The following is a 15430-nucleotide window of genomic DNA, read 5'->3' as shown; positions in this document are numbered from 1 at the left end:
AGTGGAGATGCGCCGCGCACGATAGCCGAAGCCGCGGCGCCCGCGCCTGCCGCGAGATGAGTCAGCCCAGCGCCCGGGGCCGTCTCATGGGCATTGCCTACTTTGCCGGGCGAACTTCGCCCGAACCCACCACGCTGCGGCTGACCTTGGGGTTGCCGGCGTAGCTGATGTCGCCGGAGCCGACGATCTGGCCGTTCAGCGTGTCGCTGGCGTTGACCCGGGCGTCGCCGCTGCCGGCGATGTTGGCCTTGACGTTGCGGGCTTGCAGGTCGAGGGCGTTGACGTCGCCGGAGCCGGCGATGTTGACGTCGAAGTCCGCGGCGCGGCCTTGCAGTGAAACGTCACCCGAGCCCGCGAGGTTGGTGCTCAGCTTGCCGAGCTCGGCATTGCGCAGCTTCACGTCGCCGGAGCCGGCCAGGTTGAGTTGGAACTTGTCGCCCTTGATGGCTTCGATGCTGACGTCGCCGCTGCCGCGGGAGTCCACAGCGGTGAGCTGGGTGAACTCGACGGTGATGCGGGTCACGCCGTTGGTGCTGATGCTGGTGTGGGGCTTGTAGGTCAGGACCAGCGTGTCGCCTTCCACCGAGGTGACGATCAGCGGCAGGATGTTGTCGTCCGCATGCACGGTGACCTTCTGGCTCGCGCCAGGCTTGGCGACCACGTTCATGCTGCCTTCCAGCCGCAGCCGGGTGAAGCCGCCGACGTTGCGCACTTCATCGACCATCTTGCCCGAGCCCTGGACCTTGGTGCTGTTGCCGAAGCTGATGTCGATGGCGTGCGCGGTGGCGGGTGCCAACAGCGACAGTGGCAGGCCTGCAGCGGTCGCGGCGGAAAGCGAAAGCAGGAAGCGGCGGGAGGTCATGGGGTGGGCTCCTTCATCAAGACGTGGATGGTGCGCGGCGGCACATGCCGTGCCGCTGCGATGCCCGGCATGCTAGGTGACGCCGGCGAGCGCCGGACCGGCTTGCGACAGGCCGCCGGTGCCGGGGGACGAAGCGTGGCATGGCGACGACGAACTGCACGGCGGCCTGCACGGCACCGGTTGCAGCGCCCGGCCCGTGCGAGTCAGTCCGCGTCCTGCCAGACGCCGTCCTGCAGCAGCTGGTAGGGCTTGAACTGCACCTTGTAGGCCATCTTCGGGCTCTCGGCGATCCAGTAGCCCAGGTAGACATGGCGCAGCTTGAGCTGCCTGGTCTGCTCGATCTGCCACATCACGCCATAGGTGCCGTAGCTGGCTTTCTCGTCCGGGTCGTAGAAGGTGTAGACGGCCGACAGGCCGTCGGACAGGATGTCGACGATGGAGACCATGCGCAGCAGGCCGGGGCCCTTGCCGTCGAGGTTGGGCTCGCGGAATTCGATCATGCGCGAGTTGACGCGGCTTTGCAGCAGGAACTGGGTGTACTGGTCCACGCTGTCCTGGTCCATGCCGCCACCGGCGTGCCGGCCGGCCTGGTAGCGCAGGTACAGCTCGTAGTGCTCGGCCACGAAACCCAGCCGCAGCACCCGGCTTTGCAGGTGGCCGTGGCGCGCCCAGGCGCGGCGCTGGCTGCGCGTGGGAACGAAGCTGGCCACCGGCACGCGCATGGGCTGGCAGGCGCGGCAACTATCGCAGTAGGGCCGGTAGGTGAACAGGCCGCTGCGCCGGAAGCCGTTGGCGACCAGCGCGGAGTAGGTCTCGGCGTGGATCAGGTGGCCGGGGGTGGCCACCTGCGAGCGGGCCTGCCGGTCGGGCAGGTAGCTGCAGTCGTAAGGTGCCGTTGCATAGAACTGCAGCGACGTGAACGGGAGCTCTTTCGGATGCGTCACGGTGCGGGAGAGGCAGGCGCGGCGAGGCCGGAGGGGGGCGACGGCTCCCTGGCCGACGGTTCGGCCAGTCCCAGCAGGCGCCAATGCTGCGGATCATAGGCCCAGCGCGGCGGCTCGGGTGCCGCCACGGTGGCGGCGAGATGGGCTTCGAACTCGGCCCGCGGCACCGGCCGCGCGCCCAGGCTGGCCAGGTGGCTGGTGTCCTGCTGGCAGTCGATCAGACGGACCTGCTCGGCGCGGCAGAAAGCGACCAGCGCGGCCAGCGCGATCTTGGAAGCGTCGGTGCGGTGGGCAAACATCGATTCGCCGTACACCATGCGGCCCAGGTTCAGGCAGTAGAGCCCGCCGACCAGCCGGCCGTCGATCCAGGTCTCGACGCTGTGGGCCACGCCCAGGCGGTGCAGCCGGACGTAGGCCTCGATCATCTCGGGCACGATCCAGGTGCCGGGCTGGCCGTCTCGCGGGGTGGTCGCGCAGGCCTGTATGACCGCCCGGAAGTCATGGTCGAAACGGATTTCGCAACTCGGCGTGGCGACAAAGCGCTGCAGCGTCTTGCGCAGTGAGCGCGAAAGCTTGAACTCTGCCGCTGGCAGCACCATGCGCGGGCTGGTGCTCCACCACAGCACTGGCTGGCCGGGGGCATACCAGGGAAAGATGCCGTGGCGGTAGGCCTCGCACAGCCGCTCCGGCGACAGCCCGCCGCCCGCGGCCAAGAGGCCAGGGGCGTCGCTGTCTTCCCCCAGCGCTAGCGCGGTGGAAGGAAACGGCATGTCGTCGGTCAGCCAGGTGATCTGCATCGGCGCCCAGGATAGCGCCGACCGGGGCCGGCGTCGCGCCCAGGGACGGGCCTGGCGTGATGTCAGGCACTCATCACGGAGATCAAAGTAACGGGACGATCAACAGTGCGACGATGTTGATGATCTTGATCAGCGGGTTGATGGCCGGGCCGGCGGTGTCCTTGTACGGGTCGCCCACGGTGTCGCCGGTGACGGCGGCCTTGTGCGCCTCGCTGCCCTTGCCGCCATGGTGGCCGTCCTCGATGTACTTCTTGGCGTTGTCCCAAGCGCCGCCGCCGGTGCACATCGAAATGGCGACGAACAGACCGGTGACGATGGTGCCCATCAGCAGTCCGCCCAGGGCGGCCGGGCCCAGCGCCATGCCGACGACGACCGGCACGACCACCGGCAGCAGCGAAGGCACGATCATTTCCTTGATCGCCGCAGTCGTCAGCATGTCCACCGCGCGGCCGTATTCCGGCTTGGCCGTGCCTTCCATGATGCCCTTGATCTCCTTGAACTGCCGCCGCACCTCGACGACCACCGCACCCGCTGCGCGGCCCACGGCTTCCATGGCCATCGCGCCGAACAGGTAGGGAATCAGCCCGCCGATGAACAGGCCGACGATGACCCGCGGGTCGCTGAGGTCGAAGCTCACATGCAGGCCGCGGCCTTCCAGCGAGTGGGTGTAGTCGGCGAACAGCACCAGCGCGGCCAGGCCGGCCGAGCCGATGGCGTAGCCCTTGGTGACGGCCTTGGTGGTGTTGCCCACGGCGTCCAGCGGGTCGGTCACCGCGCGCACGCTTTCGGGCATGTCGGCCATCTCGGCAATGCCGCCGGCGTTGTCGGTGATCGGGCCGTAGGCGTCCAGCGCGACGACGATGCCGGCCATGCTCAGCATGGAGGTTGCGGCGGTGGCAATGCCGTACAACCCCGCCAGCTGGTAGGCGAACAGGATGGCCAGGCAGACGAAGAACACCGGCCAGGCGGTGGAGCGCATGGACACGCCCAGGCCGGCAATGATGTTGGTGCCGTGGCCGGTGGTGGAGGCTTGCGCGATGTGCTGCACCGGCTTGTACTGCGTGCCGGTGTAGAACTCGGTGATCCAGACCAGCGCGGCGGTCAGCACCAGGCCCACCGCGCAGGCGCCGAACAGGCGCATGTGGGTGTTGGCGCCCAGCGCGTCGGCCGGCATGAACATGGTGGTGACGAAGTAGAACGCCACCAGCGACAGGATGCCGGCCACGGCCAGCCCGCGGTACAGCGCCGGCATCACGTTCTTCATGCCGGGCGAGGCCTTGACCACGCTGCAGCCGATGATGGAGGCAACGATGGACACGCCGCCCAGCAGCAGCGGGTAGACGACAGCGGCCATCGGGGCCGTGGCCACCACCAGCGCGCCCAGCGACATGGTGGCGATCAGCGTCACCGCGTAGGTTTCGAACAGGTCGGCCGCCATGCCGGCGCAGTCGCCGACGTTGTCACCCACGTTGTCGGCGATCACCGCCGGGTTGCGCGGGTCGTCCTCCGGGATGCCGGCCTCGACCTTGCCGACCAGGTCGGCGCCCACGTCCGCGCCCTTGGTGAAGATGCCGCCGCCCAGCCGCGCGAATATCGAGATCAGCGAGGAGCCGAAGGCCAGGCCCAGCAGCGGCTTGAGTGTGGCGCTGAGCAGGTCCGGGGCGGTGGTCAGGTTGCCGGTGATGACCATCAGGAAGATGCCCACGCCCAGCAGCCCCAGGCCGACCACCAGCATGCCGGTGATGGCGCCGCCGCGGAAGGCGACTTTGAGGGCCGGGCCGATGCCCAGCGTGGCGGCCTGCGCGGTGCGCACATTGGCCCGCACCGAGACGTTCATGCCGATGAAGCCGCAGGCGCCCGAGAGCACCGCGCCGACGACGAAGCCGCCCGCTGTAAGCGGCCCGAGGAAGATGGCGATCAGGATGGCCAGCACCACGCCGACGACGGCAATCGTCTTGTACTGCCTTGCCAGGTAGGCGGCGGCACCTTGCTGCACCGCGGCGGCGATCTCCTGCATGCGCGGGTTGCCGGCGTCCTGTCTGAGGATCCAGCCTCGCTGGACAAACCCGTAGATCACGGCCAGCAGGCCACAGGCCAGCGCTATGTGAAGCGCCACGGTGTTGGACATCCAAGTCTCCTTCCGCTCTCAGACCAAGAAAACGCCGGGCCGCCCCAAGTTTTCTGACCCCCCCGCGGGGGGCGGGCTGGGCGTAGCCCGGCCCTGGGGGCACGCACCAACATTGAGGATCTGCGCCCGGGTTCGAGGCCCGCGTCGGGACACATCCCGGGTCGCCGGGCGATGCTAAGGGGAAGGGCGGCGGGCCGGCATGGTGTTTACCTGCGGTGGTACCCAGCGCCTGCGAAAGCCGGTGTCCGTCAGGGGCGGGCAAGTCGGCTCCTTAGAATACGGGTTATCCCGCCGAGCGTTGGGCACTGCTTCAACCGCCGAATTTCCCCACTCCCTTCGAGACAAATCATGAGCCTGCAGAAAGTGACCGCTGGTGCCAAGGCGCCCGACCAGTTCAACGTGATCATCGAGATCCCGATGAACGCCGATCCGATCAAGTACGAAGTGGACAAGGAAACCGGCGCGATCTTTGTCGACCGCTTCATGACCACCGCGATGCACTACCCGTGCAACTACGGCTACGTGCCGCAGACGCTGTCGGACGACGGCGACCCGGTGGACGTGCTGGTCATCACCCCGTACCCGCTGACGCCTGGCGTGGTCGTCACCTGCCGGCCCATCGGCGTGCTGAAGATGGAAGACGAAGCCGGCGGCGACGCCAAGCTGCTGGCCGTGCCCATCGACAAGGTGCTGCCGATCTACACCCACTGGCAAAAGCCGGAGGACATCAACCAGATGCGCCTGAAGGCCATCCAGCACTTCTTCGAGCACTACAAGGACCTGGAACCGAACAAGTGGGTGAAGGTCCAGGGCTGGGAAGGTCCGGAAGCCGCCAAGGCCGAGATCGTGCACGGCCAGAAGCAATGGGTCGACGCGCAGAAGGCCTGATGGCCCAAGCCTTTACCGGGCTGAGGTAACGTCGCCCGCTTCGGGCGCGCATGCCCGCCGGCCGCCAACCGCGGCAGGCAGGCGTGGGCACAGCAGACAGAGCCGCCCCCGAGGCGGCTTTTTCGTGTCCGCAGCGCGCTGCCCTGCCTGCATCTGGAGATTCCTGTCGATGTCGCGTCGCCTTTCCCTGCGTTCACTGCGTTCCTTCACACCTTCGGCCCTGGCCTGGGCCTGTGTCACCTTGCTGGCTGCGGCCGGCGCTCAGGCGGCGGCGCCTGCACCGGCCCCCAAGGCCGCGGTCGCCGCTGCGGTCGCCGGGCCACTGGTCCCTGTGACCAAGGTCGAAGGCATCACCGAATTCCGCCTGCCCAACGGCTTGCAGGTGCTGCTGGCCCCCGACGATGCCAAGCCGACCACCACGGTGAACCTGACCTACCACGTCGGCTCGCGCCAGGAGAACTACGGCGAGACCGGCATGGCGCATTTGCTGGAACACCTGATGTTCAAGGGCACGCCGACGCACCCCGCCGTGTGGGCCGAATTCAGCAAGCGCGGGCTGCGGGCCAATGGCAGCACCTGGCTGGACCGCACCAACTACTTCGCCAGCTTCACCGCCAATGACGACACGCTGCGCTGGTTCCTGGACTGGCAGGCCGACGCGATGGTCAACAGCTTCATCGCCCGCAAGGACCTGGACACCGAAATGACGGTGGTGCGCAACGAGATGGAGCGCAGCGAGAACGATCCGTCCAGCATCCTGGAGCAGAAGGTGGTGTCCGCCATGTACGAGTGGCACAACTACGGCAAGAGCACGATTGGCGCCCGGACGGACGTGGAGAACGTCGACATTCCCCGCCTGCAGGCCTTCTATCGCCAGTACTACCAGCCGGACAACGCGACGCTGATCGTCGCCGGCAAGTTCGACGCCAAGCAAACCTTGGCCTGGATACAGCAGGCTTTTGCCAAGACGCCCAAGCCGACGCGGGTGCTGCCCAAGCTGTACACGCTGGACCCGGTGCAGGAAGGCGAGCGCAGCGTGGTGCTGCGCCGCCAGGGCGGCACGCCGCTTCTGAATGCGGCCTACCCGGTGATGCCCGGCGCGCACCCGGACAGCGCGGCCATGACGCTGCTGGGCTCGGTGATGGGCGACGTGCCCGGCGGCCGGCTGCACCAGCGCCTGGTGACGACCGGCCTGGCTGCAGCGGTGGAGTTCGACATGGCCCAGCTGTTCGACCCGGGCTTCATCGAGTTCCAGGCCAAGCTCTCGCCTGGCCAGGCCTGGGAGCCGACACGCGACAAGCTGCTGGCGACGCTGGAATCGGTGGGCACGGAACCCGTCACCGCTGAGGAACTGGAGCGTGCCCGCGGCCGCTGGCTGAAGAGCTGGGAGCTGCGCTTCGCGAACCCGGAGAGCGTGGGCGTGGCCTTGTCGGAAAGCGTGGCGCTGGGCGATTGGCGCATGTTCTTCCTGCAGCGCGACCGCATCAAGGCGGTGACGCTGGCGGACATCAACCGCGTGGGCGCCCAGCGCCTGTTGCGCGACAACCGCACGCTGGGCATTTACCTGCCCGACGATCACCCGCAGCGCCCGCCGGCACCGCAGGCCGTTGCCGTGGCGGACCAGTTCAAGGACTACCACCCGGTGGCCGAGCTGCCGCAGGCCGAGGCCTTTGACGCCACGCCGGCCAACATCGAGGCCCGCACGCACTACAGCCAGATCGCCCCCGGCCTGAAGCTCGCGCTGCTGCCCAAGGGCACGCGCGGTGATCTGGTCAACGCCACGCTGGCGCTGCACCTGGGCGACGAGGCCTCGTTGAAGGGTCAGTCCGACGCGGCCGAGATGATGGCCGCGCTGCTGGACAAGGGCAGCGCCACGCTGAGCCGCCAGCAGATCCAGGACCGCCTGACCGCGCTGAAGGCCGAACTGGCCTTCAGCGGCGGGCCGACCCGGTTGCAGGCGCGCATCGTCTCGCCCAAGGACAACCTGCCCGCGGTGATCGCGCTGATGGGCGAGCTGTTGCGCCAGCCGGCCTTCCCGGCCGCGGCGCTGGAGGAGCTGCGCCAGCAAAGCCTGGCCAGCCTGGAAAGCCAGCGCAAGGAGCCTCAGGCCATCCTCAGCACCGAGCTGTCGCGCCGTGGCAACCCGTATCCGCGGGGCGACGTGCGCTACAGCGAGAGCTTCGACGAGCAGGCCGAAGACCTGCGCGCGCTGACGCTGGCACAGGTGAAGGCCTTTCACCAGCGTTTCGTTGGCGCGGGCAACGCCGAGTTCGCCGCGGTCGGCGCGATGGACGAGGTTGCGGTGAAGGCGGCGCTGGAGAAGGCGCTGGGCGGCTGGCAGGCGCAGCAGGCCTTCCAGCGCGTGCCGGACCCGCTGGTGCCGCGCAAGGGCGAGCGCATGGTCTTCGAGACGCCGGACAAGCAGAACGCTTCGCTCTACGCCTTGCTGTCGCTGCCGGTCAAGGACGGCGATGCCGATGAAGCGGCGCTGCGCGTGGCCAACTTCATCTTCGGCCAGGGCGGCAACTCGCGGCTGTGGAAGCACATCCGTGAGGCCGAAGGGCTGAGCTACAGCGTGGGCAGCGGCCTGGCGCTGGACCCGCTGAACGCCAACTCGACCTTCTACGGCTTTGCGATCTTTGCGCCGCAGAACCGCGCCAAGGTGGAGGCCGCCTTCAAGCAGGAGTTCGACCGCGCGCTGGCCGAGGGCTTCAGCGCCGCCGAGGTGGCCCAGGCCCAGCAAGGCCTGCTGAACGCGCGCCGCCTGGCGCGTGCCCAGGATGGCGCGCTGGCAGCCGGCCTGGCCAGCAATCTCTACCTGGGCCGCACCCAGGCCCAGTCCGAGGCGCTGGACAAGGCGATTGCCGGCGTCACGGCCGCGCAGGTCAGCGAGGTCTGGCGCCGCCATGTTCAGGCCGAACGCCTCTTGCTCGGCGTGGCCGGGGACTTCAAGGGGCAGTGAGGACGAGGCGCCGTCGGCCGCCGCCAGAAAGCGGCGGCGGCTGACAAGGCGCGTGGCCGGCAGCGGGCAGCATCCTCGTGATGAGGAGCACCACCATGGCCACGCATTTCGACAGCATGACCGACAGGCTGAAAAACGCCTGGAAGCCGTTCAAGCGGCCAACCACCCGGCGCGCCTACCGCTGCCAATGCGGCCGGCCGGTCTTTTTCCGCAACAGCGAGTGCCTGTACTGCCACACCCCGCTGGGCTATGACCCGGCCTGCGCGCAGGTGCTGCCGCTGGCGCTGACGGAAGACGGCATCGCCTGGCGCCGCTTTGGTGTCGACGAACAGTCCACGCTGTACCGGCGCTGCGCCAACTTCCGCTCGGCCGCGGGCTGCAACTGGTTGCTGCCGATGCAGGCGTCGCCTGCGGCCGAAGCGTCGCCAGGTGCCGCGCAGGAACTTGCGCCTGCGTTGCCTGTCGTCGCGCATCCCGAAGCCGAATCCGCCGACGCCGAACCCCAGGTGCCGCCGCCGATGATGTGCGCCGCATGCCGGCTGAACCGCACGATTCCCGACCTGTCTCAGCCGGAGAACCAGGGGCGCTGGGCGCATGTGGAACTGGCCAAGCGGCGCCTGGTCTCGCAGCTGATCGCGCTTGGCCTGCCGGTGGTGCCCAAGACCGAGGATCCGGACCTCGGCATTGCCTTCGACTTCCTGGGCCGCGCGCCGGACGGTCCGCCGGTGATGACCGGGCATGACCACGGCGTGATCACGCTGAACATCGACGAGGCCGACGACGTGCGGCGCGAGCAGGTGCGTGCGGAGATGCGCGAGCCTTACCGCACGCTGCTGGGCCACTTCCGCCACGAGATCGGCCATTACTACTGGGACCTGCTGGTGGACGGCAGCGGCTGGCTGCCGCACTTTCGCGCACTGTTTGGCGACGAGCGGCTGGACTACGCGGCCGCGCTGAAGGCCAACTACGAGCAAGGCCCGCCGGCGGACTGGCCGCAGCGCTTTGTCAGCGCCTATGCCAGCACCCATCCGTGGGAAGACTGGGCCGAGACCTGGGCCCACTACCTGCACATGGTGGACACGGTGGACACCGCCTTGAGCTTCGGCATCGACGCCGACGAGGTCGAGCTGGAAGCCGACCCGTGGACGCAGGAGTCGCTGTGGCAGCCGGCGCATCCGGGGGCCGAGGCTTTCCTCGGCTTCCTGAATGCGTGGGTGGAGCTGACAGCGGTGATCAACGAGATGTCGCGCAGCATGGGCCAGCACGACTTCTACCCCTTCGTGCTGCCGCACCTGGCCGTGGCCAAGCTGCAATTCATCCACCTGGTGGTGCAGGGTGGCGAGCCGCCGCCGCCGCCTGCGCCTGCGGCGGCTGTGCCGGCCGCGACAATCGGGGCGCGGCCGCAAGCAGCACTTGCAGGCTGAGCCCGTCCCTTCCTGTTGTTCACCTGGGCGCTGCTTGCAGCGCATGCATTGCCATGAGCCTCTCCACCGTCTTCCAGCACTTCGCCAACAAGACTTCGCGGGCAGCCGGCCAGCCGCTGACTTTTGTCAGCGCGGTCACGATCATCGTGCTTTGGGCCTTGTGCGGGCCGATGTTCGGCTTCAGCGACACCTGGCAGCTGATCATCAACACCAGCACCACCATCGTCACCTTCCTGATGGTGTTCCTGATTCAGAACACGCAGAACCGCGACGGCGAGGCGATGCAGATCAAGCTCGACGAGTTGATCCGCGCCGTCAAGGAGGCCAACAACGCGATGATCGACCTGGAACAGCTGGACGAGGCCGAGCTGGACCGGCTGCGCGAGACCTACATCCTGCTGGCGCAGAAGGCGCGCCGCGGCGTGCAAGCCGGCAAGGACAGCGCCGAGATCATTCAGGAGCAACTGGACGAGGAGCCTTGAACGGGTCGCGCTCGCGCAACTCGTCCATGTAGGCGCCCATGCCTTCGGTCTCGCGGGCCAGGAAGTCTTCCACCGCCGCCGAGAATTGAGGGTGCGCCAGCCAGTGCGCCGAGGCGGTGGCCACCGGCAGCAGCCCGCGTGCCATCTTGTGTTCGCCCTGCGCGCCGCCCTCGAAGCGCGCAAAGCCCTGGGCAATGCACCACTGCAGCGGCTGGTAGTAGCAGGCCTCGAAGTGCAGCTGCGGCACATGCACCACCGCGCCCCAGTAGCGGCCCCAGGCGCTGCGGCTGGCGCGGTCGATGGCCAGCAGCGACGCGGCAATCGGCTGGCCTTCGCGCTCGGCGATGAAAAGCAGCCAGTGCGACGACATGGTCGTGGCCATGCGGCGGAAGAAGTCGCGCGTCAGGTAGGGCGTGGAGTGGTGCTCGGCGTAGGTCTGCTGGTAGCAGCGGTAGAAGAAGTCCCAGTCGGCTTCGGTGATCTGCGCGCCTTCCAGCGTGCGGAACGAGACGCCCGCCTCGGCCACGCGGCGACGCTCCTGCTGGATCTTCTTGCGCTTCTCGCGCTGCAGGCTGGCCAGGAATTCGGCGAAGTCGGCAAACGGCCCGTCTGGCCCGCAGCGGTTTTCCCAGTGGAACTGCACGCCGCTGCGCAGCATCCAGCCGGCGGCGCGGGCGGCGGCCTGTTCGTCCGCGTCCAGGAACAGCAAATGGGCGGAGGACAGCTGCTGCGCTTGGGCCAGCTGGCGCAATGCGGCCAGCAGCGCCTTGCGTGCCGGTGCGTCGGCCGCCAGCAGCCGGCTGCCGGGCACGGGGGTGAAGGGCACGGCCGTCAGCAGCTTGGGGTAGTAGTCCAGCCCGTGGCGCTGGTAGGCGTCGGCCCAGGCCCAGTCGAAGACGTACTCGCCATACGAATGGCTCTTCAGGAAGGCGATGGTGGCACCGACCAGTTCGCCACCGCGCGACAGCCCCAGCCACAGCGGCGCCCAGCCGCTGGCTTCGGTGGCGCTGCCGGACTGCTGCAGCGCTGCCAGGTAGGCATGGCGCATGAACGGCGTGGGCTGGGCCTGGCGGGCCAGCAAGGCGTCCCAGGCGGGGGCATCGAGTTCGGCAGGATCGGTGTGGATCGCCAGCGTGTAGTCATTCATCCGGGCGCTCATTCGGGCGGGTGCCTCCGCAGGCTGGCTTGGGCGGGAAGAGCAAGAACATGTGCCCAGGATCTTAGGCGTAAGTCCTATTCCCTGCGGGTCACCCGCCGGCCTCGCGCGCAGGGTTCCATGCTTAAATCAAGCCCAGCATTCGCCATTCGGCGTCGGCACCATGGAGAAGGTCATGAAGCAGATCACCGCCATCATCAAACCGTTCAAGCTCGAAGAGGTTCGGGAAGCCTTGGCCGAGGTGGGCGTGTCGGGGCTGACCGTCACCGAGGTCAAGGGTTTTGGCCGCCAGAAGGGCCACACCGAGCTGTACCGTGGCGCCGAGTACGTGGTCGACTTCCTGCCCAAGGTCAAGGTCGAGGTGGTGGTCAAGGACGTGGATGTCGATCGCAGCATCGAGGCCATCGTCAAGGCAGCCAAGACCGGCAAGATCGGCGACGGCAAGATCTTCGTCACGGCGATCGAGCAGGTCGTGCGCATCCGCACCGGCGAGACCGACGAATCGGCGGTTTGACACCGCGCCTGCCGCGCCCCGCTGGCGCAGGTCTCAGATGCGGCTGAAGTCTTCGCGCCGCGTGCTGATGACACTGGCTGCGGCGATCTGACTCAGCAGGGCCTGCGGATCGGCCTGTACCTGCAGCAGCGCCTGCTGGCCGGCATCGACAAAGCCGCTGGCTTCGGTCTGCTGAAGAAAGCCCAGCAGCAGGTCGTAGAAGCCGCCCACGTTCAAAAGGCCGATGGGCTGGTCGTGGTAGCCCAGGTGGCGCCAGGTCCAGACTTCGAACAACTCTTCCAGCGTGCCCAGGCCGCCGGGCAGCGCGATGAAGGCATCGGCCGCTTCCGCCATGGCCTGCTTGCGGGCATGCATGGTGGGCACGACGACCAGTTCGGTCAGCCCGGTGTGGCCGACCTCGCGGGCCTCCAGCCGCTGCGGGATGACACCCAGCACCGAGCCACCGGCCGCCAGCGCGGCGTCCGCCACTTCGCCCATCAGGCCCACGCGGCCGCCGCCATAGACCAGCCGCCAGCCGCGTTCGGCAATCAGGCGGCCCAGTGTGCGGGCGGCTTCGGTGAACGCCGGGTCACTGCCGTGGCGCGAGCCGCAGTAGACGCAAACTGAAAACGGGCGGGTGGCGACAGTCGTCATGGCCTCAAGCGTACCGCAGGGCCGCCGCTGCTCAGGCTGTTGAAGAAGATGTTGCCTTGGCCTTGGCGACCGGCCGCTGGGGCCGCCAGGTGATGAGCCGCGTGCCGCAGACTGCGTCATGCCAGAACTGGCGCTGCGGATGCAGCCGGGCGAGTGCCGCATAGCCCAGCACGCCCGCCAGCAGCACGCCGAAGATCGCCGGGCCATGCAGTCCGGCGAAGTGCGCCGTGGCCAGGGCCGGTGCAAACCACAGCCAGGCGAGCACGAAACGTCCCAGTGCCCGGGTTTGGCCGACCGGACGGCCCTGGCCGTCGACCAGCCGGACGTGCCAGGCCCGCATCGCCACGGTCTGGCCGCCATGGCTCCAGAACCAGACGAAGTAGATGGCCAACACCACCAGCAGGAACAACTGCAGCCCGGTTACGCCGATGCGGGCGTCCTTCATCTGCGTCAGGGTCGAGTACAGCCAGCCCGCCAGCATCAGCACGCCGAACAGCAGCACGCCTTCATAGGTGAAGGCGGCCAGCCGGCGCATCACCGAAGGTGTCTGCAGCGTGGCTGTTACTGCGGGCTCGGGCAGCGAGGAAACGGGGGAGGGGGGAGCAGGAGGGGTCACGGCGGCGGGCTGGGCTTCGGCCAGGGGTGGCCGCGGGTCGCCGCAGTTTAGCGGCCGTCGCCATTGCCGCCGTTTCGGCCGCGCTGTGGGCCCCCACCGGGTCCGCGCTTGGGCAGCAGCGTGGCGCGGTCGACCTGGTCCGGCCGGGTGTTGATCTTGGGCTGGCCCACCTGCTGGTGAGCCGGCGGCGCAGGGCTGCGCGTGACCAGCGAAGTGGTCGCGCCGCCGGTGCTGCCCTGCACGGTGGACGGGCTGATCGGGTGCTGCGTAGGGCCATCCGGCCGCGCATTGACGATGTTGGACTTCGGCACCTGCGCGTCCACCGGGGCCATGCGCAGTGACCGAGCGCCGGTGGCGGCGGGCGCGGTGGGCGGGTTGCCGGCAGCCGAGCGGCGTGCAGCCAGCGCTTCGCGTTCCTCGCTGGGCAAAGCCTGGTAGGCCTCCCAGTTGGCACGCCTGTCGCCGGGGGAAATCTGCTTGGATTGCTGGTAGTTCTGTCGCGCGGCACTGCGCTGCTGCGGGCTCATGTTCGACCATTCGCCCATTCGCTGCTGGATGCGTTCTTGCTGCTGGGGCGACATCTTCGGGAAGCGCGAGGCGACTTCCATCCACTTGGCGCGGTTTTCGGCCGGCAGCTGGTTCCAGTTCTTGCCCAGCGGCGCCAGCACGTTGCGCTGCGAACTGCTCAGGCTGTTCCAGCTCGGGCCGCCACTGCTGCTGCCCTCGTCCGGCTGCGCCTGCACCACCCAAGGCGACAGGCACAACAGGGCGGCCAGCAGCGCAGCGCGCCACAAAGGCCGGTTCGGGGAGGCGGGGTGGGTCACGGGCATCTCGGCTTGGAACTGCTCAGCGGGGTTCGAAAAAAATGGCGAAAAGACAGGGCAAGCTGGGCGCACGGGCCGAGGCCATCGGCAACTGCACAGGCGCGGCAGCCGGACGGCGCCGGCTGTCAGTTGTGCCGGTTGGCCTTCACGAACTCGGCAAAGCCGGGGTCGCTGTAGGCGTCGGGCGGCAGGTCGTCCGTCAGCAAGGCGGTGTCAAGGTCGGCCGTGGCCACGACCTGTGCACGGTCATGCCAGCTGTCGATCTGCACCACGCCCGCCAACAGCAGCACCAGCGGCAGGGCCGACGCAAAGCGGAACAGCCAGGGCGAGTGGCTGCCCAGCAGGCCTGCGCCACCGCGGGTGGACTTGCCGACCAGCACCGTGGTGCTGGCGGCTTGCGTTTGAGCTTGCGTCTGCAGCTTGCGGCTGGCCATGGCGCGCGCCAGTGCCTGCTCGCGGGCGAAACGCAAGCGGGTGTCGATGTCATGTGCCGGCGTGCCTTGTGCACGCTCGCTGAGCGCCGCGGTGACACGCAGCCCGAAGCGGGCTTCAATGCCAGCGCTCTCGCGGTGCTGTTCGGCAGGGCGGGAAGAAGGGGTCTTCACAGCGTTATTCCCTTGGCTTTCAAAGATTTGGCCAGTGCATGCACGGCGCGCGAGCAGTGGGTTTTCACGCTCCCTTCGGAGCAACCCATCACGCTCGCGGTTTCCGCGACGTCCATTTCCTCCCAGTAACGCAACAGGAAGGCCTCTCGTTGACGGCCTGGCAACTGCGCGACTTCCAGCTCGATCTGGTGCAAGATCTGTTCCCTGCCGACGGTGTCGGCGGCGCTTTCCGAGCCCAGGCTGCCCTCGACGGTTTCCAGCATTTCGAGCAGGTCGAAATCGCCGTCTTCGCCGTGGCCCTCGAAGTCCGACATGTTGGTCATCACCGCACTGCGCACCTTGCGGCGGCGGAACCAGTCCATCGTGGCGTTGGACAGGATGCGCTGGAACACCAGCGGCAATTCGGCGGGCGGACGGTCGGCGTATTTCTCGGCCAGCCGGATCATGGCGTCCTGCACGATGTCCAACGCAGCGTCTTCATCTCGCACGGTATAGACCGTGCGCTTGAAGGCGCGCTTTTCGACGCTCTTGAGGAAATCTGAGAGTTCTTTGTCGGAGGCCAAGGCTGCGGAGGGCGTGCTGGGGCACCCGTCTG

General features: G+C 68.1%; 15 protein-coding genes. 5 read left to right on the top strand and 10 right to left on the bottom strand.

Translation table 11 applies throughout. The annotated features are described in order from the left end of the window. Positions 1-97: 97 nt before the first annotated feature. The 4 genes from AC3WR5_RS30895 to AC3WR5_RS30880 form a co-directional block, all read right to left on the bottom strand. The gene (locus tag AC3WR5_RS30895) at positions 98-862 is read right to left on the bottom strand and encodes a head GIN domain-containing protein (RefSeq protein WP_492489506.1); all 765 of its coding nucleotides are present in this window, start codon (positions 860-862) and stop codon (positions 98-100) included. Positions 863-1065: 203 nt separating this feature from the next. Further along, complete coding sequence (locus AC3WR5_RS30890; RefSeq protein ID WP_141285647.1) at positions 1066-1806, bottom strand: arginyltransferase; 741 nt, start codon at positions 1804-1806, stop codon at positions 1066-1068. Continuing rightward, complete coding sequence (aat, locus tag AC3WR5_RS30885; protein ID WP_492489504.1) at positions 1803-2603, bottom strand: leucyl/phenylalanyl-tRNA--protein transferase; 801 nt, start codon at positions 2601-2603, stop codon at positions 1803-1805. The genes AC3WR5_RS30890 and aat overlap by 4 nt, the downstream gene beginning before the upstream one ends. 82 nt (positions 2604-2685) lie before the next feature. Then, on the bottom strand, positions 2686-4731 hold the full coding sequence (locus tag AC3WR5_RS30880; RefSeq protein WP_492489502.1) for a sodium-translocating pyrophosphatase: 2046 nt from the start codon (positions 4729-4731) through the stop codon (positions 2686-2688). 348 nt (positions 4732-5079) lie between these two features. On the opposite strand from AC3WR5_RS30880, the gene ppa reads away from it, so the two are divergent. The 4 genes from ppa (at position 5080) to AC3WR5_RS30860 (ending at position 10487) form a co-directional block, all read left to right on the top strand. After that, positions 5080-5619 carry an inorganic diphosphatase gene (ppa, locus tag AC3WR5_RS30875; RefSeq protein ID WP_492489500.1) on the top strand — a complete coding sequence of 180 codons (540 nt, stop codon included), beginning with the start codon at positions 5080-5082 and terminating at the stop codon, positions 5617-5619. A gap of 169 nt (positions 5620-5788) precedes the next feature. Further along, positions 5789-8581, top strand: a complete 2793-nt coding sequence (locus tag AC3WR5_RS30870; RefSeq protein ID WP_492489499.1) for a M16 family metallopeptidase — start codon at positions 5789-5791, stop codon at positions 8579-8581. Between the two features lie 116 nt (positions 8582-8697). After that, positions 8698-10005 carry a zinc-binding metallopeptidase family protein gene (locus AC3WR5_RS30865; RefSeq protein WP_492489610.1) on the top strand — a complete coding sequence of 436 codons (1308 nt, stop codon included), beginning with the start codon at positions 8698-8700 and terminating at the stop codon, positions 10003-10005. 53 nt (positions 10006-10058) lie between these two features. Then, complete coding sequence (locus AC3WR5_RS30860; RefSeq protein ID WP_492489497.1) at positions 10059-10487, top strand: low affinity iron permease family protein; 429 nt, start codon at positions 10059-10061, stop codon at positions 10485-10487. On the opposite strand, the gene AC3WR5_RS30855 is transcribed toward AC3WR5_RS30860, so the two are convergent. Next, a complete protein-coding gene (locus AC3WR5_RS30855; protein ID WP_492489495.1) occupies positions 10456-11634 on the bottom strand; it encodes a GNAT family N-acetyltransferase in 1179 nt (392 codons plus the stop codon). The two genes, AC3WR5_RS30860 and AC3WR5_RS30855, sit on opposite strands and share 32 nt — an antisense overlap. A gap of 184 nt (positions 11635-11818) precedes the next feature. Between AC3WR5_RS30855 and AC3WR5_RS30850 the strand changes: the two genes are divergently transcribed. Next, entirely contained in the window at positions 11819-12157 is a 339-nt protein-coding gene (locus AC3WR5_RS30850) for a P-II family nitrogen regulator (protein ID WP_141285632.1), read from the top strand. 33 nt (positions 12158-12190) lie between these two features. On the opposite strand, the gene AC3WR5_RS30845 is transcribed toward AC3WR5_RS30850, so the two are convergent. From AC3WR5_RS30845 to AC3WR5_RS30825, 5 genes are all read right to left on the bottom strand, one after another. Then, entirely contained in the window at positions 12191-12790 is a 600-nt protein-coding gene (locus AC3WR5_RS30845; protein ID WP_141285630.1) for an LOG family protein, read from the bottom strand. A gap of 31 nt (positions 12791-12821) precedes the next feature. Then, a complete protein-coding gene (locus AC3WR5_RS30840) occupies positions 12822-13406 on the bottom strand; it encodes an RDD family protein (RefSeq protein ID WP_492489493.1) in 585 nt (194 codons plus the stop codon). 47 nt (positions 13407-13453) lie between these two features. Next, positions 13454-14230: a DUF3106 domain-containing protein gene (locus tag AC3WR5_RS30835; protein WP_231013123.1), complete on the bottom strand. Its 777-nt coding sequence runs from the start codon at positions 14228-14230 to the stop codon at positions 13454-13456. Between the two features lie 125 nt (positions 14231-14355). Continuing rightward, entirely contained in the window at positions 14356-14835 is a 480-nt protein-coding gene (locus tag AC3WR5_RS30830) for a DUF3619 family protein (RefSeq protein WP_492489491.1), read from the bottom strand. Further along, positions 14832-15398 carry an RNA polymerase sigma factor gene (locus AC3WR5_RS30825; protein ID WP_141286788.1) on the bottom strand — a complete coding sequence of 189 codons (567 nt, stop codon included), beginning with the start codon at positions 15396-15398 and terminating at the stop codon, positions 14832-14834. Before AC3WR5_RS30825 ends, AC3WR5_RS30830 begins: the two co-directional genes overlap by 4 nt. Positions 15399-15430 lie beyond the last annotated feature (32 nt).

The organism is Ideonella sp. FW305-24 (assembly GCF_058788035.1).
Note: the sequence above shows the minus strand (reverse complement) of the source record. Positions and strands in the feature narration are given on the sequence as shown.